Annotated in this window: 18 protein-coding genes and 1 tRNA gene; 9 read left to right on the plus strand and 10 right to left on the minus strand. The window is 74.2% G+C overall.

All coding sequences use genetic code 11. The features are described 5' to 3' along the window. Window positions 1-36: 36 nt before the first annotated feature. Complete coding sequence (gene treY, locus OG553_RS06150; RefSeq protein ID WP_405978000.1) at window positions 37-2334, plus strand: malto-oligosyltrehalose synthase; 2298 nt, start codon at window positions 37-39, stop codon at window positions 2332-2334. Window positions 2335-2790: 456 nt separating this feature from the next. Here the strand turns inward: treY and OG553_RS06155 are convergent, their stop codons facing one another. The 3 genes from OG553_RS06155 to OG553_RS06165 all read right to left on the minus strand — a co-directional run bounded on the left by OG553_RS06155 (window position 2791) and on the right by OG553_RS06165 (window position 5100). After that, window positions 2791-3936, minus strand: a complete 1146-nt coding sequence (locus OG553_RS06155) for a serine hydrolase domain-containing protein (RefSeq protein ID WP_405978001.1) — start codon at window positions 3934-3936, stop codon at window positions 2791-2793. Between the two features lie 108 nt (window positions 3937-4044). Further along, complete coding sequence (locus OG553_RS06160; protein WP_405978002.1) at window positions 4045-4506, minus strand: RICIN domain-containing protein; 462 nt, start codon at window positions 4504-4506, stop codon at window positions 4045-4047. 15 nt (window positions 4507-4521) lie between these two features. After that, window positions 4522-5100 (minus strand): hypothetical protein, encoded by a 579-nt coding sequence (locus OG553_RS06165; protein WP_405978003.1) that lies wholly within the window; start codon window positions 5098-5100, stop codon window positions 4522-4524. A gap of 204 nt (window positions 5101-5304) precedes the next feature. Here OG553_RS06165 and OG553_RS06170 point away from each other — a divergent pair, with 204 nt between their 5' ends. The 4 genes from OG553_RS06170 to OG553_RS06185 all read left to right on the plus strand — a co-directional run bounded on the left by OG553_RS06170 (window position 5305) and on the right by OG553_RS06185 (window position 8691). Next, the gene (locus tag OG553_RS06170) at window positions 5305-6108 is read left to right on the plus strand and encodes an RICIN domain-containing protein (RefSeq protein WP_405978004.1); all 804 of its coding nucleotides are present in this window, start codon (window positions 5305-5307) and stop codon (window positions 6106-6108) included. A 238-nt stretch (window positions 6109-6346) separates the two neighbouring features. Next, on the plus strand, window positions 6347-6565 hold the full coding sequence (locus OG553_RS06175; RefSeq protein ID WP_405978005.1) for a hypothetical protein: 219 nt from the start codon (window positions 6347-6349) through the stop codon (window positions 6563-6565). A 49-nt stretch (window positions 6566-6614) separates the two neighbouring features. Beyond that, complete coding sequence (locus tag OG553_RS06180; protein ID WP_405978006.1) at window positions 6615-6965, plus strand: hypothetical protein; 351 nt, start codon at window positions 6615-6617, stop codon at window positions 6963-6965. 502 nt (window positions 6966-7467) lie between these two features. Next, the gene (locus OG553_RS06185) at window positions 7468-8691 is read left to right on the plus strand and encodes a M14 family zinc carboxypeptidase (RefSeq protein ID WP_405982975.1); all 1224 of its coding nucleotides are present in this window, start codon (window positions 7468-7470) and stop codon (window positions 8689-8691) included. Here OG553_RS06185 and OG553_RS06190 read toward each other — a convergent pair. Both OG553_RS06190 and OG553_RS06195 read right to left on the minus strand, forming a co-directional pair. Next, window positions 8673-9131: a GNAT family N-acetyltransferase gene (locus OG553_RS06190; protein ID WP_405978007.1), complete on the minus strand. Its 459-nt coding sequence runs from the start codon at window positions 9129-9131 to the stop codon at window positions 8673-8675. The two genes, OG553_RS06185 and OG553_RS06190, sit on opposite strands and share 19 nt — an antisense overlap. Window positions 9132-9586: 455 nt before the next feature. Then, window positions 9587-10159 (minus strand): FHA domain-containing protein, encoded by a 573-nt coding sequence (locus OG553_RS06195; RefSeq protein ID WP_405978008.1) that lies wholly within the window; start codon window positions 10157-10159, stop codon window positions 9587-9589. Between the two features lie 122 nt (window positions 10160-10281). Between OG553_RS06195 and treZ the strand changes: the two genes are divergently transcribed. Continuing rightward, window positions 10282-12033 carry a malto-oligosyltrehalose trehalohydrolase gene (gene treZ / locus OG553_RS06200; RefSeq protein ID WP_405978009.1) on the plus strand — a complete coding sequence of 584 codons (1752 nt, stop codon included), beginning with the start codon at window positions 10282-10284 and terminating at the stop codon, window positions 12031-12033. A gap of 42 nt (window positions 12034-12075) precedes the next feature. Here the strand turns inward: treZ and OG553_RS06205 are convergent, their stop codons facing one another. Together OG553_RS06205 and OG553_RS06210 are read right to left on the minus strand one after the other, a co-directional pair. Next, on the minus strand, window positions 12076-13227 hold the full coding sequence (locus OG553_RS06205) for an aminopeptidase P family protein (protein ID WP_405978010.1): 1152 nt from the start codon (window positions 13225-13227) through the stop codon (window positions 12076-12078). Next, entirely contained in the window at window positions 13208-14071 is an 864-nt protein-coding gene (locus OG553_RS06210; RefSeq protein WP_405978011.1) for a LysR family transcriptional regulator, read from the minus strand. The genes OG553_RS06205 and OG553_RS06210 overlap by 20 nt, the downstream gene beginning before the upstream one ends. A 185-nt stretch (window positions 14072-14256) precedes the next feature. Here OG553_RS06210 and OG553_RS06215 point away from each other — a divergent pair, with 185 nt between their 5' ends. Further along, entirely contained in the window at window positions 14257-14994 is a 738-nt protein-coding gene (locus OG553_RS06215) for a glutamine amidotransferase-related protein (RefSeq protein ID WP_405982976.1), read from the plus strand. Between the two features lie 74 nt (window positions 14995-15068). After that, window positions 15069-15141 (plus strand) — tRNA-His (locus tag OG553_RS06220). Window positions 15142-15226: 85 nt separating this feature from the next. Here the strand turns inward: OG553_RS06220 and OG553_RS06225 are convergent. Then, window positions 15227-15982, minus strand: coding sequence for an alpha/beta fold hydrolase (locus OG553_RS06225; protein ID WP_405978012.1), 756 nt, complete (start codon window positions 15980-15982; stop codon window positions 15227-15229). Window positions 15983-16080: 98 nt separating this feature from the next. Then, on the minus strand, window positions 16081-16260 hold the full coding sequence (locus tag OG553_RS06230; RefSeq protein WP_405978013.1) for a hypothetical protein: 180 nt from the start codon (window positions 16258-16260) through the stop codon (window positions 16081-16083). A gap of 77 nt (window positions 16261-16337) precedes the next feature. On the opposite strand from OG553_RS06230, the gene OG553_RS06235 reads away from it, so the two are divergent. After that, window positions 16338-17075 carry a hypothetical protein gene (locus OG553_RS06235; RefSeq protein WP_405978014.1) on the plus strand — a complete coding sequence of 246 codons (738 nt, stop codon included), beginning with the start codon at window positions 16338-16340 and terminating at the stop codon, window positions 17073-17075. On the opposite strand, the gene OG553_RS06240 is transcribed toward OG553_RS06235, so the two are convergent. After that, on the minus strand, window positions 17062-19125 hold the full coding sequence (locus OG553_RS06240; RefSeq protein ID WP_405978015.1) for a phosphocholine-specific phospholipase C: 2064 nt from the start codon (window positions 19123-19125) through the stop codon (window positions 17062-17064). The genes OG553_RS06235 and OG553_RS06240 overlap by 14 nt on opposite strands. Window positions 19126-19242 lie beyond the last annotated feature (117 nt).

Below are 19242 nucleotides of genomic sequence, written 5' to 3' on the forward strand. Positions count from 1 at the left end.
GGGTATTCAATCAGCCAATCGGAATCCGGCGTTCAGATGCCGGTCGTTCCGGCGTCGACCTACCGTGTCCAGCTGGGCCCGCGCTTCACGTTCGCGGCAGCCGAGGCAGCCGTACCGTACCTCTCCTCGCTCGGCGTGTCACACCTGCACCTCTCCCCCGTGCTGGAGGCGGTGCCGGGCTCGGAGCACGGGTACGACGTCACCGACCACGCGAGGGTACGGGCCGAACTGGGCGGCGAGCGGGGCCTGCGCGCGCTCGCGGCCGCCGCGCGGGCCCACGGGCTCGGGCTGGTCCTCGACATCGTCCCGAACCACATGGCGGTGCCGGCGCCGCTGCGGCTCAACCGGCCGCTGTGGGAGGTGCTGCGGGAGGGGCCGCACTCGCCGTACGCGCGGTGGTTCGACATCGACTGGGAGGGTGGCGGGGGGCAGCTCCTGCTGCCGGTGCTGGGCTCGGAGGGGGAGGCCGGGGACGGCCGGGTGGACCGCGGGGCGGGGCTGCTCCGGTACGGGGACCTGGAGCTCCCGCTGCGGGCGGGCACCGCCTCGCTGCCGATGCCGGAGCTGCTGGCCGCGCAGTGGTACCGGGCCGCGTGGTGGCGGGAGGCCCGGACGGGCCTCAACTACCGCCGCTTCTTCACCATCTCCGATCTGATCGGGGTGCGGGTGGAGGACCCCGCCGTGTTCGCCGCGACCCACGCGAAGGTGCTCCAGCTGGTCCGGGACGGGGTGGTGTCCGGCCTGCGGATCGACCACGTCGACGGGCTGGCGGACCCGGAGCAGTACCTGCGGCGGCTGCGGGCCGCCGCCGGGGACGGCTGCTGGGTGGTCGTGGAGAAGATCCTGGCCCGCGGGGAACGGCTGCCCGCGTCCTGGCCGGTGGCCGGCACCACCGGGTACGACGCGCTGCACCGGGTCGACGGGGTGTTCACCGACCCGGCGGGGGCGGAGCGGCTGGCCCGGGCGTACGGGGAGGCCGGGGACGGCGCCTCGACGTGGGAGGAGACCGCCGCCGCCGCGGCCCGGGAGGTGCTGACCGTCGACCTGGCCGCGGAGCTGGCGCTGCTGGAGCGCCGGGCTGGCGAGGAACTTGCTGGAGGTGTGCGGGAGTTGCTGATCGCCTCGCCCGTGTACCGGACGTACCCGGGCGGGCCGGGACCGTCGGAGGCCACCCTGGAACGGGCCGCCGGGCGGGCGGGGGCGCGGGCGGTGGACGGCGTACGGGAACTGCTGCTGCGGGACCCCGCCTTCGCGGCCCGCTTCGCCCAGACCTCGGCGGCCCTGCGCGCCAAGTCCCTGGAGGACCGCGCCTTCTACCGGTGGACGCCGCTGCTGTCGGCCACCGAGGTGGGCGGGGAGCCCGGCGACCCGGCGGTACCGGTCGCCGACTTCCACGCGTACTGCACGGAGCTGGAGCGGGACTGGCCCGCCTCGGGGACGGTGCTGTCCACGCACGACACGAAGCGCAGCGCGGACGTACGTGCCCGGATCTCGGTGCTGTCACAGGTTCCGGAGGCCATGGGGATTCTGGGGGGGATGGGGGTTCTGGGGGCGATGGGGGTGCCGGAGGGGCCGGGGAAGCCGGAGGGGGCGGAGGGGGCGTCGGGGGCGGATCCGCGGCTGGCGTGGGCGGCCCGGCAGAGCGCGCTGGGGCTGGGCGCGGTGCCCGAGCGGGAGCCCCGGCTGGCGGCGGCCCTGCTGAAGGCCGCGCGGGAGGCGGGGGTGCACACCTCCTGGACCGACCCCGACGAGGAGTACGAGGCGCGGATCGCGGACCTGGTGCCCCGGGAGGCGGTGGAGCTGCCGCCGGAACTGGCGGAGGCGGCCCGCGCCAACGTGCTCGGGATGACCCTGCTGCACCTCGCGATGCCGGGGGTGCCGGAGGTGTACCAGGGCACCGAGTCCGAGTACAGGGCGCTGGTCGACCCCGACAACCGCCGCCCCGCCGAGTTCCCCCGGGAGGCCCTGGCCGCCCTGGACGCCGGCGCCGCCCCGCCGGACCTCGCGCGGGAGAAACTCGCACTGACGGCCGCCCTGCTGCGACTGCGCCGCGACCGGCCCGCACTGTTCACCGGCTACGCCCCCCTGACGGCCCGCGGCCCGGCCTCCGGCCACTGCCTCGCCTTCACGCGCCCGCCCGGCCTCATCGCGGTGGCCACCCGCCTCTCCCACCGCCTGGCCGCGACGGGCGGCTGGCGCGACACCGCCTTGGACCTGCCCCCGGGGCGGTGGGGGCGCTTGGGGGGGTCCTCGTACGAGGGGCGGGTGGGGCTCGCGGAGCTGCTGGAGGGGGTACCGGTGGCGGTGCTGGTGCGGGTGCGGGTGCGGGAGTAGGGCGGTGCTCCCGGGGGCGGGATCAGGGTTGGTTTGGGGGTTTCCCGTCAGTCCCATCGTCCTTCCGTGTCGTGCCGGTCTGTCAAGGGCGCTCCCTTCGGTCGCGTCGCTTCGCGATGGCCTTCGGCCACCCTTGACAGACCGACCCGCCCCGGAAAGCCGAAGAACTGCCGGGAAACCCCCAAAAGAACGGTCACCGGACAGAGGGCAAGGGACGGGCCTGTCAGGGATGGGGCGAGGGGGCGGGCGCTGGCCGGCCGGGCATCCGAGCCCTCAGAAGTCCCGATTCGGGGCCGAGGGCACGCTTACCCGCACGAGAGGTTGATCAGAGCGGCGTGCGGCGCGCCCAGGCGCGGCAGATCGCTACGCGCTCCTCTCGTCTCGGCGACCGGCGACCGCCCGTGGCTGATGCCCGCACCAGAAGACGGGCAGAGCGGCGAAGGGGCTGGGCGGCGGTCACGCAGGGCGGCAGAGGGCCGTGTCGACCAGGGATTCGACGTGTTTCGTGGTGGTGTCGTCGGTGGGGTCGATGGTCACCGTGACGTTGGCGGCGCGGCCGTTTTCGGTGACTCCGCCGCGGGTCTCGTAGCCGGTGATGTCGCCGCCGTGGCCCCAGTAGACGCCGCCGCACGACAGCGGCCGGCTGATCAGGCCCAGGCCGTAGCCGGCGCCGCTGTCGCCCAGGGGGACGGTGGTGCGCATCTGGGCGAGCTGGGCGGGCTGGAGGAGGCGGCCGGCCAGGAGCGCGGTGAAGAACCGGTTCAGGTCGGAGTTCGTGGAGATCATCTGGCCCGCGGCCCAGGCCGCGGAGGGGTCGATGTCGGTGACGTCGCGTACCGGCGCGCCCGGCGAGTCCTGGTGGTGGCCCTTGGGGTGGGGCTCCCGGATGGTCGTGTCCCCGGGGGCCGGGAAGTAGGTGTGGCGCAGTCCGGCGGGCTTGATGACGCGCCTGTCGATCTCCTCGGCGAGGGGGCGGCCGGTGATCTTCTGGACGATCAGGCCCGCCACCACGTAGTTCGTGTTGCTGTAGGCCCAGCTGGTACCCGGGGGGAAGACGGCCTTGTGCCGGAGGGCGGTGTCGAGGACGTCTCGGGGTTCGAGGTACCGGCGGTGGAGGATGGCGTCGGTGACGTCCGCTTCGTAGTCGGGCAGACCACTGGTGTGCTGGAGGAGCTGGCGGACGGTGATGTGGCGTCCGTCGATCCCTTCGCCGCGTACGAGGCCCGGGAGGTGGGTGTCGACCCGGTCGTCCAGGCCGATCCTTCCCTCGCCGACCAGTTGCAGCACGACCACGGCGGTGAAGGTCTTGGTGTTGCTGCCGATGCGTACCTGTCCGTCCTCGGCACCCGCCTCGTAGGTGCGGGTGCGGCCGTCGCGGTTCGTCACGGTGGCCAGTGCGCCGGGGACGTGGTCGGTGCGGACGAGGGCGTTCAGGCCCTGCTGGACCGTGTCGGGGCGGGGAGCGGCCGTCGCGGCCGGGGCCAGGAGGGCGGTGATCGCGGCGGCTGCGGCCGTCACGTGTAAGAGGGTCCTTCGGGCGGCGTGTGCGGGCACGGGGCAACTCCTGTGTTCTGGGACGGAGATCGGTGGTATGCCCAGCATTTCCGGGTCCGGTTGCTCCGGGCGATCCTGCTGTCCGGAGGGCTGGGGGTGGGGGTATCCCCCGTAGGTGGAGGGCCCGGCCCCGTTGGGGAGGCCGGGCCCGGGGTGTCAGTGCCAGGTCTGGTAGGGGCTCTTCTGGGTGTGGGTGCCGCACGGGAAGGTGCGCAGGTGGTGCTGGGGGCTGTCGTCCAGGCACAGGCCGGTCGCCTGGTTCCTGAACTCGACGGCGCCGTCCGGGTAGCGGTGGACGATCCAGCTCTCGTCCTTGGCCTTGTCACACGGCTGCGCCGAGGCGGTGCCGCGCGGGTGGTCGGTGAGGCAGAGGCCGGTCTTGCGGTTCCGCAGCTCGCGGGTGCCGTCGGCCCACTGGTGGACGTTCCACTTCTGGTGGTCGTTGCCCAGGCAGGCGTACGTGCGGACACCGGCGTCGCTGTCGTCGAGGCAGGCCGAGGTCGCGCCGTTGCGGAAGGTCTGGACGCTGTCGAGGGAGCTGGCCTCGGTGGTGGTGGCCGTGAGCAGCGTGGTGGCGAGCAGGATGCCCGTCAGGACGGTCGTACGGGTGGGGTTCATGGCGGTGCTCCTCGGTCAGGCGGTGATGTTGACGGGGCGGTAGGCGTGGTAGCCGTCGCGGCCGTTCACGCCGTAGGAGTGCTGCTTCCAGCGCGTGCCGACGCCGCCCGCCTGCTCGTAGGACTTGTAGGCGGTGTGCGCGCCGTTGGCCCAGCCGTCGAAGATGACGACGTGGCGGAAGTCGGCACTGTCGCTGTCGGCCTTGATGACCAGGTCGCCGGGGGCCAGGTCCTTCATCGCGATGCGGCGGGTGAAGCCGTCCTTCTTGAGGGAGACGGTGTTCGGGCCGGGCTTGCGCAGGCCGAGGGTCATGGAGACGTAGCCCGAGCAGTCCTGCCGGTAGCCGTCCTTCCAGTACTTCGTCTGGCTGTAGGGCACCGGGCGGCCGTTGTTGGCGGTCAGCCAGGTCTTGGCCCGGGCGATGACCTGGGCCCGGGTGACGCGGGGTGCGGCCTCCGCGGTGGTGGTGGAGGGGGCCTGGGCGGTGGTGGCCGGGGCGGCCGGGGCCGTCGGCGCGGTCAGGGCGAGGGAGCCCAGGGAGAGGATGGTGGTCAACGCGGCCGTGGCCACGCGGCGGGTGAGGTTCACGGACATGCCCGTTCTCCGTCTTCTGGCAGGGGAATGCGCCGGTCCGGCGCAGATTGGGATTCGCCGCTCACTCGACTGGGAGCCGGCTGGTGCCGAGTCTGCGGGGGGCCGGCGGGGCCTCGCAACGGTGTCCCGTTTGCTTCGCCGGAGTCGGGATCCCTACGCTTCTGACCTGCTGGGACATGACCATCCCGGGACAGGGGCGAGCACATGGCGGACGTCGACGGGCGCAGTCCGGGGCAGCGGCTCGGTGGTGCGCTGAGGGATCTGCAGCAGCGGTCCGGGCGTACGCTGCGCTCGCTGGAGTCCGAGGTGATGATCAGCGACTCCTCGCTCTCCCGCTACCTGCGCGGCAGCACCGTCCCGCCGTGGAACACCGTGCGGGACCTGTGCCGGGCGCTGGGTGCCGACCCGGCGGAGTACCGGGCCCTGTGGGAGGCGGCGGACCGCAGCCAGCCCGCGCCTGTGCCGGTGCCGGCGGCCGCGCCCCCGGCCTCCCCGTGGTGGCGGGGCCGCTGGAGGTGGCCGGCCGGGGCCGCCCTGGCCGGGCTGCTCCTGGGGGCCGGGCTGTGCCGGCTCTTCCTGGTGCCGTCCGGGCAGGCCCCGGCGGAGCCGCGGGCCGGGGCCACGGCCGCGGCGGCCTCGCACGACGTGGTCCGGATCTTCGTGAACCGCTCCACGGGCAGCTGTCTGGACCACAGCCTCGACCAGGGCCTGCGCGCGTTCCCGCCCAACGGGATGAGCTACCAGCGCTGGACGTTCCACCCCCTCCAGGACGGCACCGGCACCGGCACGCTGAGGAACCACGCCACCGGCGCCTGCCTGGAGGGCGACGACACGGGCCTCGGCGCCCGCGCGTGCGGCAAGTCCCAGGCGCAGAAGTGGAAGGTCACGACGTGGCCCGACGCGTCGGTGGAAGTGAAGAGCGCGGGCACCGGCCAGTGCCTGGACGACGGCCCCGCCGGCCTCCACGCCCGCCCCTGTGACCGCTCGGACCGCCAGAAGTGGGGCTGACTTCCGCCTTGTCCGCGCCGGCCCGCCGGCCGATGGTGGACGGGGGCTGGGATTCCTGCTCGGACTCGTCGGCGATGCGCTGCTGTCGTGGGCCGACGAACGCCGCAAGTCCGGGAATCGGGGCCGGGCGGCCGCCCGGGGGGAGCGGGTCGGATTCCCCGCCTGCGTCCTGGGCGACAGCTCGTACTGCCGCAACCGGTCCCTGGTGCACCTATGGGTCTCGGGTTCGCAGCTGCACGTGACACCCACGGAGTTCCCGGAACTCCAGCGCAGCCGGATCCCGCCCCTGCGCCTGGTCGCCGTCCGGCGCAGGGAACGCCACGGCGATTCCCGGCTGGTGCAGATCGGCTGGGAGGTGGCCGAGTGCCTCGACGGGGACGGGACCGTCCTGATCGGGTGCGCGCCGGATTCGATGCGCCTGCTGCGGGCGACTCTAACGGGGCCGGCCGAAGGCTGAGGTGTCCGGAAACCGATCATCCTCCTGCTGGCTTCGTTAGGTTCGTTGTATGCCTTCTACACTTTTGATCGGTTACGAACCCCAGGCGATCCCCGGTATCGACGGATCGGCCCTCCAGGCAGCGCTCGACGCGGAGATGGCGCGGTTCGGGGAGCACGGCATCGACGCGGCCATGGAGCTGGTCGTGCACGACGAGCAGGTCGAGTCCACCCTCGTCGCCGCGCTGACCAGGAAGCCGTGGGACGTCGTGATCGTCGGCGGCGGCATCCGCAAGTCCGAGCACCTGCTGCCGCTGTTCGAGCTCATCGTGAACCTGATCCCCCGCCACGCGCCGCAGGCCGCCATCGCGTTCAACTCCACGGTGGGGGAACTCCTGGAGACGGCCCAGCGGAAGCTCTGAGCCGGCCGGCGAAGTACCGGCCCAAGACGGCGGCCGGACGCCGGCAAAAGAGGAGCGCGTAGCGATCTGCCGCGCTCGGGAGCTCCGCAGGACGCCTTGATCGGCCTCTCGTGCGGGTAGCCGCGCCCCCGGCCCGGGACCTCGGCTCCTGCGGGCCCGGGTGCCCGGCGGCCGACGCCCGGCCCCTCACCTCATCGCTGACGAGGCCGCTCCTCCGGCTCCTGCCCGGTGACCGTTCCTTCGGGGGCTTCCCGGCAGTCTTTCGGCCTTCCGGGGCGGGTCGGCCCGTCAAGGGTCGCCGAAGGCGATCACGAAGTGACGCGACCGGAGGGAGCGCCCTTGACGGGCCGGCCCGGCACGGAAGGACGATGGGACTGACGGGAAGCCCCCGAGCCGGCCATGAGACCGCCCGGCCGGAACCCCGCTCCCCGCACACCGGCGGCACACACGTTCGCGCCCCTCGGAGCAGTAGCCGACCGGTGTGGCGGGCATGGCACACCATGTGACCCTCCTCCGTGACATGCGCTACCCCACCCCGCACGAACTCGCCCTGGCCGGACGGGCACTGGCGGACGAGCACCCCGGGCGGGTGCGGATGCGGCAGGCCGGTGCCTCCCGGGGCGGGAGGCCGCTGTGGCTGCTCTCCGTCGACGGGCAGCGCGGCGGGCCCCGGGAGGTGCTCGTCGTCGCCGGGGCCCACGCCAACGAGCCCGTCGGCGGGGCGACCGCGCTGGACCTGGCCCGGCGGGTGGTCCGGGCCGGGGGCGGCGGGGCGGGCTGGCACTTCCTGCTCTGCGCCGACCCCGACGGCGCCGGCCTGCACCGCACCCCGCACCCGTACTCGCTGCTGGACTACCACCGCGGCTTCTACCGGCCGCCCGGGCCGGAACAGCCCGAGTGGGCGCCGTCCTTACTGCCCCCGGACCGTCTCCCGCCCGAGACGCGCACCCTGACCGCGCTCCTCGACGAGCTCCGGCCCGCCCTCCAGGTGTCCCTGCACGGCACGGACCTCGGCGGGTCCTGGGTGCAGCTGACGCGCGACGTGCCCGGACTCGCCGAGCCCTTCGGGAAGTCGGCCGCGGAGCTGCGGATCCCGGTGGAGACCGGGGCCTCCGACGCCGCCGGATGGGGCTCCCCCGGGCCGGGGATCTTCGTGATGCCGCAGGCCGGGAGCGAGGACACCCGGCGCAGCACCTGGTGCCACCGCCACCGCGGGACCACCGCGATCGTGGAGGTGCCCATGTGGGCCTCCGACCTGGTGGACGATCCGGCCCCGCACCCCGACCCGCGGGGCGCCCTGGGTCTGCTGGCGGAGCGGCTGACCGGTGAGGCGGCGCGGGTGGCGGGGCTGCGGGAGGGCGTCCCGGGCGACGGTCCGGGTGCGGCCGCGCTGCTGCGGGCGGTGGACTGGACGCTGGGGCTGATCCCGGACGTCGCGGCCTCGTGGACGGGGCCCGGGGTGCCGGCCGGGGCCACCACGGCCGCGCTCGGCAGCCTCGACGCCTTCGGGCGGCGCCTGACGCTGCGCGCCGCCGCGATGCTGCTGCGCGTGCTGCGGGCCCAGGCGCATCCGGCGGCACCCGGCCTGGACCGGCTGGTGACGGGGTGGTGCGAGGAGTTCTCGGCCCGCTTCCGGGCACGCTGGGTGCCGGTGGGCACGCAGGTGGAGCACCAGTCGCGAACCGTCCTGGCCGCGTACCGGCTGCTTCAGACCGGCCAGGCGTAGCGCTGCTTGGGGCGGCCGGTGGCGCCGAGGCGGTCGTAGAAGCGGATGGCGCCCTCGTTCCAGTCGGGGGTCTGCCACTCGACGTGTTCGAGGCCGAGTTCGCGGGCGAGGCCGGCCACGGCGGCCATCAGGGCGGCTCCGAGGCCGTGGCCCCTGGCCTCCTCGGCGAGGTAGAGGCAGTCCATGTGGAGGTAGTGGCGGGCGTCCCAGAAGGCGAACTCCTCGGAGCAGGCGGCGTATCCGGCCACCGTGCCGTCGGGGGTCTCGGCGAGCAGCACCCACAGCCGGGCGCCCTCGGCGAACAGCCGGGATCCGAGGCGCTCACCGAGGCCGGCGGGGCGGGGGGCCGACTTCTCGTACACGACGTGCTCGTGGATGAGCTCGGTGAGGCGCGGGAGGTCTTCGGGGCGGGCGGGGCGCACGATGCCGGTGTGATCCATGGGGGCATCCTGCCGGGCCCCTGGCCGGGGCGGAACCCGGATCCCTGGCAGGGGCCGGAGAGGATCCGGGCCGACGCCGGCGCCGGTCCCGGGCCGGCCCTGGCCCCGGGCACGGGACCCGCTCCCGGGTACCGGGTCCTGGCCCCGGCCGGACCCGGGCCAGGCCAACCCCAGACCAACCGCAGGCCCAGGCCAGGCCCAGGCCAGGCCCAGACCCAACCCCAGGCCAACCCCAGGCCAGGCCCAACCCCAGGCCCAGGCCAACCCTGGTGCCACGGCAGACCAGGAGCCTGACCAGAGCTCAGGTCAGGCCAGGGCAGGGGGTCCTGGGCCGACACCAGTGCCGGATCGGACCGGGAGGTCACCGGGCGGATCTCCGCCACCGTCACCGGGCCCTGCCCGGACGGCAGCTCGCTTGCGCGGCCGCCGCCGCCTCGGCGGGGCCCGGCGGCCGCTCAGTCCTGCGAGAGGCGGAAGCTCATGTGGCCGAAGCCCACCTGGTCGCCCGGCCGGACGACCGCCGCGCCCGTCACGCGGCGCCCGTTGACGGTGGTCCCGTTGGTCGAGCCGAGGTCCCGCAGCAGCCAGGTGCCGTCGCGCAGGCTCAGCTCGGCGTGCGCCCGGGAGACCGTCTCGTGGGTGAGCCGCAGCCCGTTGCCCGGGTCACGGCCGATCCGCAGCGGGCCGGCGGCCGGGTGCGGGAACAGCAGCTTGGGCAGGCGCTCCACCTGCCAGGCCCGGCGCACCCCGGCGGACACGGCCGAGGCACGGCCGACCCAGCCGAACAGCCGGTTGGTCCAGGGGGCTTCGGGCCCTAGCGGGCCCGGCCGGGTCTGGAGGTCGGCGAGGAGCGGGGCGAGGTCCTCGGAGCGGCGGGCGACCAGCGCGAGCTCCATGCGGCGCAGGAATGTGTCGTGCGACAGCTTCCCGAGGGCCGCGCCCTCCCTGAGCTGGCCCAGCGCCCGGTCCCGCTCCGTGTCGGACAGCCGCGGGGCGGGGTAGGCGGGGAACTCGAAACTCGACGTCACAGGGTGATTGTCGGCCCGTCGGGTGCGGAGTGTCCAGAACTCCCCCGCCGGGCCCGGAATGATGGGCACGATACGGGCACGATTACGCATGCTGGACACCGCCGGAGACGAGGGGACCGTCCGTGCAGTTCGAGGTGTGGGCACCGCTGACAGGTCGGGTCGCCATGCGACTGAACGACACCACCTACGACATGGCCCCCGACCCGGCCCCCGGCCGCTCCGGCTGGTGGGTCGTCGAGGCCCCGGCCGCCGACGGCGACCGGTACGGGTTCCGGCTCGGCGACGATCCGGTGGTCCGGCCCGATCCGCGCGGGCGGCGGCTGCCGGACGGGACGGAGGGCCTGTCGGCGGTGGTCGACCTCACGGCCTTCGCCCCGCACGTGCCCCCGCCGCACCTGCCGCTGCAGGACGCGGTCCTGTACGAGCTGCACGTGGGCACCTTCACCCCCGAGGGCACCTTCGAGGCAGCGGCGGCCCGCCTGGGGTACCTGGCCGGGCTGGGCGTCACGCACGTGGAGCTGATGCCGGTGTGTCCGTTCCCGGGCCGGCACGGCTGGGGGTACGACGGGGTGGCGCCGTGGGCGGTGCACGAGCCGTACGGGGGCCCGGCGGGTCTGGCGGAGTTCGTGGAGGCGGCGCACGCGGCCGGGCTGGGGGTGGTGCTGGACGTGGTCCTCAACCACCTGGGCCCCTCCGGCAACCACCTGCCCGCCTTCGGCCCGTACTTCACCGACACCCGCCACACGCCGTGGGGCGCGGCGGTGAACCTGGACGCTCCCGGTTCCGACGAGGTCCGCGCGTACCTGATCGGGAGCGCGCTGGCCTGGCTGCGGGACTACCGGATCGACGGGCTGCGGCTGGACGCGGTGCACGCGCTGGCCGACGGGCGGGCGCTGTCCTTCCTGGAGGAGCTGTCGGCCGCCGTGGACGGGCTGGCGGCGGAGACCACGCGGCCGCTGTTCCTGATCGCCGAATCCGACCAGTGCGACCCGCGGCTGACGACCCCGCGCGCGGCCGGCGGCCTGGGGATGCACGCGCAGTGGAACGACGACTTCCACCACGCCCTGCACTGTGCGCTGACCGGTGAATCGCAGGGCTACTACGCCGACTTCGCCGAGGCCCCGCTCGGCGCCCTCGCCAAGACCCTGACCCGGGCGTTCTTCCACGACGGCACCTGGTCCTCCTTCAGGGGCCGCACCCACGGCCGGCCGGTGGACCGCCGCCGCACCCCCGCTCACCGCTTCCTCGGCTACACGCAGACCCACGACCAGGTCGGCAACCGGGCGCTGGGCGACCGGCTGTCCGCCTCCTGCTCCCCCGGGCTGCTGGCCTGCGCGGCGACGCTGGCGCTGACGGGGCCGTTCGTGCCGATGCTGTTCATGGGCGAGGAGTGGGGGGCGGGCACGCCCTGGCGGTACTTCACCGACCATCCGGACCCGGAGCTCGCCGAGGCGGTGCGCAGCGGCCGGCGCCGGGAGTTCGCGGCGCACGGCTGGAAGGCGGACGAGGTCCCGGACCCGCAGGACCCGGCGACCCGCGCCCGGTCCTGCCTGGACTGGGCGGAACCGGAGCGGGAGTCGCACGCCTGGCTGCTGGAGTGGTACCGGACCCTGATCCGGCTGCGCCGCACCCACCCGGACCTGCGCGACCCGGACCTGGCGGCGGTCCGGGTCGCCTACGACGAGGAGCGCCGCTGGCTGACGTTCCGGCGGGGCGAGGTGCGGGTGGTGGTGAACCTCTCGGCGGAGTCGGTGACGGTGGCGCTGGGCCGCAACGGGGTGCGGGTGCTGGCGTCGTGGGAGCCGGTGGAGCATCCGGGTCCGGACGGGCGGATCCACGTGCCGGGCGAGTCGGCGGTGGTACTCGGCCCGTAGTGCCCTCCGGGTCCGCCGGGTCCGCCGGGTCCGCCGGGTCCGCTACCCGACGACCGCCATCTCGCGCGGTGCGTTGTTCAGGCGGCGGCCGCCGTCCCCGGTGACGTTGACGATGTCCTCGATCCGGACGCCGAACCGGCCGGGCAGGTAGACGCCCGGCTCGACGGAGAAGCACATGCCGGGGACGAGGGGCTGCTCCTCGCCCTCGACCATGTACGGCGGTTCGTGGGTGGTGACGCCGATGCCGTGGCCCGTGCGGTGGATGAAGCGTTCGCCGTAGCCGAACTCGGTGATCACCGCGCGGGCCGCCCGGTCGACGTCCTGGCAGCTCGCGCCGGGCCGGACGGCCGCGAAGCCGGCCTGCTGGGCCTCGCGGACCACGTCGTGGACGCGCTGTTCCTCGGGGGTGGGCTCGCCGACGTGGACGGTGCGGGAGATGTCGGATCCGTAGCCGTGCTTGAGGCCGCCGAAGTCGAGGACGACCATGTCGCCGTGCCGGATGACGCGTTCGCCGGCCTCGTGGTGCGGGTTGGCTCCGTTGGGGCCGGAGCCGACGACGGTGAAGTCGACCTGGGAGTGGCCGTGTACGCGCAGCAGCCCGGCCAGGTCGGCGGCGACCTCGCTCTCGCGCCGGCCGGCGAAGGGGACGTGCAGGATCTGTGCGTAGGCGGCGTCGGCGGCGGCTCCGGCGGCCGCGAGGCGGGCCAGTTCCCGTTCGTCCTTGACGGCGCGGAGCATGGGCAGGGCGTCGGTGAGCGGGGTGTAGGCGGTGGCGGGCAACTCCCTTTGCAGGCCGAGCAGGTGCAGGGCCCAGGTGTTGTCGCTGACGCCGAAGCGGCCGCCGACGTCGAGGAGCGGGGCGGCCACCCGGTAGGGGTCCTTGCCGTCGGTCCAGTCGCGCAGGGTCAGGGCGTCCGCGCCGGGTGCCTTCGCCGCGTCGGGGGCCTCCAGTGCGGGCACGACCAGTACCGGGTCCTGGCCGGCCGCGAGGACGAGCAGGGTGAGGCGTTCGGTCTCGGCGGTCGGGCGGTAGCCGGTGAGGTGGGTGAGGTCGGGGCCGGGGGCGATGAGCAGCCCGGCGAGTCCGGCGTCGGCGGCGCTCTGCGCGGCGGCGGCCATGCGGGCGGCGTAGTCGGCGGTGGTGAAGGCCTCGGGTTCGGCGTGGGCGGCCGGGTCAGGAGTCGGTGTGGTCATGGGGGGATCCTGCCGTGAGGCGTGCGGCGAGCGCAGCGGCCGCGCCGGACGGGCCGGCGGGCGCGAGCAGCTCCGTACGGTGCACCAGGCGGGGTGCGGCGAGCGGTACGGCGGCCCCCGCGCGGGCGGCCGCGGCGACCGGGCGGGGCAGCAGCACGAGGCCGTGGCCGGCGGCGGCGAGGGCGCACAGGGTGTGCAGGTCGGTGCCGTCGTAGCGCATGCCGCGGCGTCCGGTGGTGAGCGGCAGCCCCACGTCCGGGGCGTCGAGCCAGCGCGCGTCGGCGAGGTCGTCGAGCCGGACGGAGTCCCGGGCGGCGAAGGGGTGCCCGGCGGGGAAGAGGACGGCGAGCTCCTCCTCGGCGACGCCGGTGACCCGCAGCGGAGCCACGTCGGGCAGCCGCAGCGGGTCGCTCGGGGCGGCGAGCCCGTCGACGAGCCCGAGGTCGCAGTCCCCGGCGGCGACGGCGGCCGGCACCCGGTCCGGGGGCAGGACGCGCAGCGTGACCCCGGTGGCGGGGAGCGCCGCGAGCAGCCGGGGTCCGGCGGCGGCGAGCGGGGAGGCGGCGAGGGTGATCCGGCCGGGCGGGGCGGCGGCGAGGCGCAGTACGTCGGCGCGGGCGGCGTCGAGGCGCAGCAGCAGCGGCCGGGCGTGTTCCAGCAGGCGTACGCCGGCCGGGGTGGGGGCGACGGGCCGCCGGGTGAGGAGCTCGGTGCGCAGGTCGGCTTCCAGGGCGGCGATGTGCTGGGAGACGGCGGACTGGGTGTAGCCGAGTTCGCGTGCGGCGGCGGAGAAGGAGGCGAGGCGGGCGACGGCGGTGAAGGTGCGCAGGAGGTGCGGGTCCATGCCCGCAGCATGCCAGCGGCTCCGCCGGCCATCGGCGCCGCTCGTACCGGCCGCCGGCCGTGCATCCACCATCAGATCCGCTTATGGAGCATGCGGGAACAATCGTTGGCGCTGAACCGGGAGCGGGTCGCAGGATGATCCGCATGACCACCGCACAGGCGCCCCAGTCCGCGTCCGCCGCCCCGATGACCGTCGCCCGGATCGCCCTCGTCGGCGACCGCTCCCCGCACGTGGAGTCCCACGCCCGGATCCCGCTCCTCCTCGACGCGCTGGCCTCGCGCGAGGGGCTCGTGCTGGACGCCTGCTGGATCCCGACCGCCGGGGCGGAGGCGGCGGCCGCGGCGGGGACCCTGGCCGGGTTCGACGCGGTGTGGCTGCTGCCGGGCAGCCCGTACGCCAGCGAGGCGGGGGCGCTGGCGGCGGTGCGGGTGGCCCGGGAGGAGGGCGTCCCCTTCCTCGGGACGTGCGGCGGCTTCCAGCACGCGCTGCTGGAGTACGCCCGCCACGTGTGCGGGCTGGCGGGGGCCGCGCACGCCGAGAACGACCCGGGGGCGCGGGACCCGCTGATCGCCCCGCTGGCCTGTTCGCTGGCCGGGCACGAGGCGGTCGTGCGGGCCGAGCCGGGTTCGCTGGCCGAGTCGGCGCTCGGGGCGGACCGGTCGACGGAGCGCTACCACTGCCACTACGGTCCCGCGCCCCGCCACCTGCCGGTGCTCGCCGCGCACGGGCTGCGGCTGTCGGGGCACGACGAGGACGGCGCGGTGCGGATGGCTGAGCTGCCGGGGCACCCGTTCTTCCTGGCCACGCTCTTCCAGCCGGAGCTGGCGGGGGACGGCTCGCGGCCGCATCCGGTGATCCGGGCGCTGGCCGTCGCGGCCCTCGCCCGCGCCGGGCGCCGCGCCGGGGCCCGGGCCGCCGGATAACCCGTCGCGGGAGCACCCCTCGCATCGGCTATGCTGTGCATGCACAACGAACGGGCGGTCCGCCGCCCTTCGTGGTGGGTGTAGCTCAGCTGGTAGAGCACCTGGTTGTGGTCCAGGTGGCCGCGGGTTCAAGTCCCGTCACTCACCCTTCCGTCCCGTAGGGGGTACGAGGTCCGCCTCGTACCCCCTACGGGCTTTTCCGGGTCCGGGTCGGGTCCGGGTCGGGACCGGGTCAGCCGCGCAGGAAGGCCTCCACCTCGGTGACGAAGGCCACCGGGGTCTCGTGGGGCGGGTAGTGGCCGGCGCCGGGGATCGTGACGATTCTGCAGTTCGGGTACGAGGCCTGCCAGGTGGCCCGCATCACCTCGGCCGTCAGGGCCAGGTCGTACTCGCCGACCAGGACGAGCACCGGCACGGTGCTGCCCTTGATCGCGGGGAACAGGTCGCGGGTCTGCCAGTCGGCGAGGTAGCCGGCGAAGGCCTCGGGGCGGGAGACGTCGAGGGAGTGGCCGACCATGCGCTCCAGCCAGTGGCGGCTCGCCCGGTTGCCGGTGACCAGGTCGAGGATGGTCCGCCGGCTGGCGGGGTCCTCGGCGGCCCCGTAGAAGAGGGCGTGGGTCGCCTCGTCCATGGCGTACGGCCCGGCGGGGACGGGGGTGAGCCCGATCAGCTTCTCGACGCGCTCGGGGGCGCGGGCCAGCACCTGCTGGGCGGCCTTGCCGCCCATGGAGTGGCCGAGCAGGGAGAAGGTGTCCCAGCCCAGCTCGTCGGCGAGGGCGAGGACGTCGTCGGCGATCTCGGGGAGGCCGTAGCGGCCGGGGACGTCCCGGCGCTCGCCGTAGCCCCGGTAGTCGAGGAAGGCGTACGAGAACCCCTGCGGGTCCAGGTAGTCGAGCACGGAGCCCCAGTTGGCGGAGGTCCCGAACCAGTCGTGCAGCACGATGACGCGGACAGGTCCGGTGCCGATCCGGCGATGGGCGATGGCCATGCGTTCTCCCTCGGTGACGGGGGTGGTGGAAAACCGACGCCGTACGTTCTGCCCATCGGGCCGCCCTCCACACCGCACACTCCCCGTCGGCGCCCGGCTCACGCCCGATGGACCTGGTCCTTCTCGCACCGGCCTCCGGCAGCGCGGCCTGCCCGGACCCTGGCGAGCAGCCGTTCCATGGCCGCCCGCTTCTGTTCGGCCGACCTCATGGGCAGCCCGGTGGCCGCGCGGCGCTCGTGCGCCTGCCGCTTGGTTTCCTCCCAGCCAACGCCGTTCATTCGTACTCCCCGGGTTACGGAGGGACGTGCCTGATCCGAAGCCGCACCGTACCGCGCGACGTCATTACGATCCCACCGTGAAGCCGATATCGCGCACGGTCCGCGCCCGTGTCAGCCACGCCGGGCCCGCCGGGCGCTCGCACCCCCACCACCCGCAGGAGTACGAGATCCTCGACCCCGGCGACATCGAGGAGCTGGTCGGCGCATGGCCCCTCGGCACAGGTCACGACGAGGCCTTCGACTGCACGTGCCTCGGTCACGAAGGCCGTGTGACGCTCCACGAGGCGAGCGGGCAGACCATCCGGAGCCGGGACCTGTCGAGCCCGGAGCCGCTGGCAGACCTTCTGGATCCCGACACCCCGGAAGGGATCCCGGCCCGGCACCGGGCCCGCTGGGCGGCGGCGGCGCCTGCGCCGCTGCGGGAGTACGCGGAGGCAGTGGCGCGCGCCAGCACCCCGCAGGGCCCGCACACGGTACCGCTCGCCGTGGTTTTCGGCTGGCTGGGCACCCGGCGGCCGGAGCCGGCGGACGCGGCATCGGTCCTGGCGGTCGAGGCGCCGATGCGGCTGCTCGCGGACGCTTGCACCGAGGAACTCGCCTGGGCGGTGCGGCAGACGGACCGGGCGGGGTTGGAGGGGGCGGTCAGGTTCTTCGCGAGCGAGGAGTTCACCACCCGCCACCCCAAGCGCCGCCGGGTCCCCGACACCGCCCGTGACCTGCTGCTCCGGCACGCCCGCAGCCACCGCCCCGGGGACCTGGCGGTCCTGGAGCGGCGGCTGCTGCGCACACCGGACGACCGGATCAGACGGTCTTGATCGCCGGGTCCGAGACGCTCGGGGCACCCGTCTCCACGTGGCCCGCGAAGCGGCGCAGGAAGGTGGCGTCGGCGTCCGAGACCACGGAGACGTCGTACCAGCGGCCCGAGGCCCGCAGGTCGACGGTGTGGGAGACGCTGGCGCCCGGGTTGACCTTGAAGGTCTGGGCGGCGCCGCCGTAGGCGTCGGTCACCGTGAGGTTCACCGCGGCGGTGCCCCCGTTGACCAGGGTCAGGGCCAGGTTGCCGGTGGCGTCCGCGTGGCGGGCCGTGACCTCGGGGCCGGCCTTCTTCGCCGGGCCCTTCCAGGTGCGCAGGAAGCCGTTGGGGCCCCAGACCGTGAGGTCGATCTTGTTGCCGGTGGAGCTGCTGGTGCTCCAGGTGTCCGATAGGGTCTTGCCCGCCTCGACCGTGTAGGGCCAGGGACCGTCCGTGCGGTTGCCCGAGGTGCTGTGGAAGTGGGCGCCGAGCTTCGGGCCGGAGGAGAAGGTGAGCGTGAACTTGCCCGTGGAGACGGCGCGGGAGCCGTCCACGTAGGGGCTGTAGCCGAGCGCGCGGGCCGGCTTGGAGCCCGCCTCCTGCTTGGGCAGGGTGCCGGTGGCCGGCACGGCCGGGGTGTAGGACGGGTGGCGGTTCTTGTCCGGCGGGACGTATCCGGCCGTGGAGGGCAGCGCGGCCGGCGCGGCGTCGGCCCGGCTGAAGTCGAACGCCGAGGTCAGGTCGCCGCAGACGGCGCGGCGCCACGGCGAGATGTTGGGCTCCTGCACCCCGAAGCGCTTCTCCATGAAGCGGATCACCGAGGTGTGGTCGAAGGTCTCGGAGCAGACGTAGCCGCCCTTGCTCCACGGCGAGACCACGATCATCGGCACGCGCGGGCCGAGCCCGTAGGGTCCGGCCGCGTAGCCGGAGACGCCCCCGGTGTACAGGTCGCGGGTGACGTCGGCCGTGGACAGTCCCCAGGCGGAGGACGCCGGCGGGTACGGCGGGACGACGTGGTCGAAGAACCCGTCGTTCTCGTCGTAGGTGATGAACAGGGCGGTCTTCGCCCACACGTCCGGGTTCGCCGTCAGCGCGTCCAGGACCTGGGAGATGTACCAGGCGCCGAAGTTGGTCGGCCAGTTGGCGTGCTCGCTGAAGGCCTCGGGGGCGGCGATCCAGGAGACCTGCGGCAGGGTGCCGTTCACCACGTCGGCGCGCAGCCGGTCGAAGTAGCCTTCGCCCGCCTTGGCGTTCGTGCCCGTACGGGCCTTCTCGTACAGGGCGCTGCCGGGCTGGGCGTTGCGGTAGGCGTTGAAGTACAGCAGCGAGTTGTCGCCGTAGTTGCCGCGGAAGGCGTCGTTGATCCAGCCCCAGTGGCCGGCCGCGTCCAGGCCGTCGCCTATGTCCTGGTAGACCTTCCACGAGATCCCGGCGGCCTCCAGGCGCTCGGGGTAGGTCTTCCAGCCGTAGCCGGCCTCCTGGTTGCCGAGGACCGGGCCGCCGCCGGTGCCGTCGTTGCCGGTGTGGCCCGTCCACAGGTAGTAGCGGTTGGGGTCGGTGGCGCCGATGAAGGAGCAGTGGTAGGCGTCGCACACCGTGAAGGCGTCCGCGAGCGCGTAGTGGAACGGGATGTCGTTCCGCGTCATGTACGACATGGTCGTGGCCGTCTTGGCCGGGACCCACTTGTCGTACTTGCCGTTGTTGTAGGCCTGGTGGCCGCCGGCCCAGTCGTGGTCCAGGCCGGTGAGGAACTGCATGCCGAGGTCCGCCACCTGGGGGTGGAAGGGCAGGACGTCCTTCGTGCCGTTCGACTGGTGGAAGACGGACTTTCCGTTGTCCTGGATGACCGGCCTCGGGTCCCCGAAGCCCCGGACGCCCTTCATCGAACCGAAGTAGTGGTCGAAGGAACGGTTCTCCTGCATGAGGACGACGACGTGCTCGACGTCCTTGATCGTGCCGGTGGTGCCCTGCGCCGAGATGGCGGCGGCCCGCGCGATGCTCTCGTTGAGCATCGCGACGGCGGCCGTGCCGCCGGCGATCTGCAGGAACCTGCGCCGGTTGAGTTCAGCCATGGGTGACGACCTCTAGGGGGGTGAAGGGGGATCGAGGGGCGCCCCAAGAACAGCGGTCCCGGGGTACCGGCCGGAGATCCCCGTCTGACGTCGGGCCGTACAGCGGGCGAACGGAAG

Origin of the sequence: Streptomyces sp. NBC_00158, from assembly GCF_045160885.1 — a bacterium.
Lineage (GTDB): Bacteria > Actinomycetota > Actinomycetes > Streptomycetales > Streptomycetaceae > Streptomyces.

Excerpts from the sequence above, each read along its gene's own strand:
- treY (WP_405978000.1), top strand. The coding sequence starts at position 37 with ATGCCGGTCGTTCCGGCGTCGACCTACCGTGTCCAGCTGGGCCCGCGC.
- OG553_RS06155 (WP_405978001.1), bottom strand. The coding sequence starts at position 3,936 with ATGCTGGGCATACCACCGATCTCCGTCCCAGAACACAGGAGTTGCCCC.
- OG553_RS06160 (WP_405978002.1), bottom strand. The coding sequence starts at position 4,506 with ATGAACCCCACCCGTACGACCGTCCTGACGGGCATCCTGCTCGCCACC.
- OG553_RS06165 (WP_405978003.1), bottom strand. The coding sequence starts at position 5,100 with ATGTCCGTGAACCTCACCCGCCGCGTGGCCACGGCCGCGTTGACCACC.
- OG553_RS06170 (WP_405978004.1), top strand. The coding sequence starts at position 5,305 with ATGGCGGACGTCGACGGGCGCAGTCCGGGGCAGCGGCTCGGTGGTGCG.
- OG553_RS06180 (WP_405978006.1), top strand. The coding sequence starts at position 6,615 with ATGCCTTCTACACTTTTGATCGGTTACGAACCCCAGGCGATCCCCGGT.
- OG553_RS06190 (WP_405978007.1), bottom strand. The coding sequence starts at position 9,131 with ATGGATCACACCGGCATCGTGCGCCCCGCCCGCCCCGAAGACCTCCCG.
- OG553_RS06205 (WP_405978010.1), bottom strand. The coding sequence starts at position 13,227 with ATGACCACACCGACTCCTGACCCGGCCGCCCACGCCGAACCCGAGGCC.
- OG553_RS06210 (WP_405978011.1), bottom strand. The coding sequence starts at position 14,071 with ATGGACCCGCACCTCCTGCGCACCTTCACCGCCGTCGCCCGCCTCGCC.
- OG553_RS06215 (WP_405982976.1), top strand. The coding sequence starts at position 14,257 with ATGACCGTCGCCCGGATCGCCCTCGTCGGCGACCGCTCCCCGCACGTG.
- OG553_RS06225 (WP_405978012.1), bottom strand. The coding sequence starts at position 15,982 with ATGGCCATCGCCCATCGCCGGATCGGCACCGGACCTGTCCGCGTCATC.
- OG553_RS06230 (WP_405978013.1), bottom strand. The coding sequence starts at position 16,260 with ATGAACGGCGTTGGCTGGGAGGAAACCAAGCGGCAGGCGCACGAGCGC.
- OG553_RS06240 (WP_405978015.1), bottom strand. The coding sequence starts at position 19,125 with ATGGCTGAACTCAACCGGCGCAGGTTCCTGCAGATCGCCGGCGGCACG.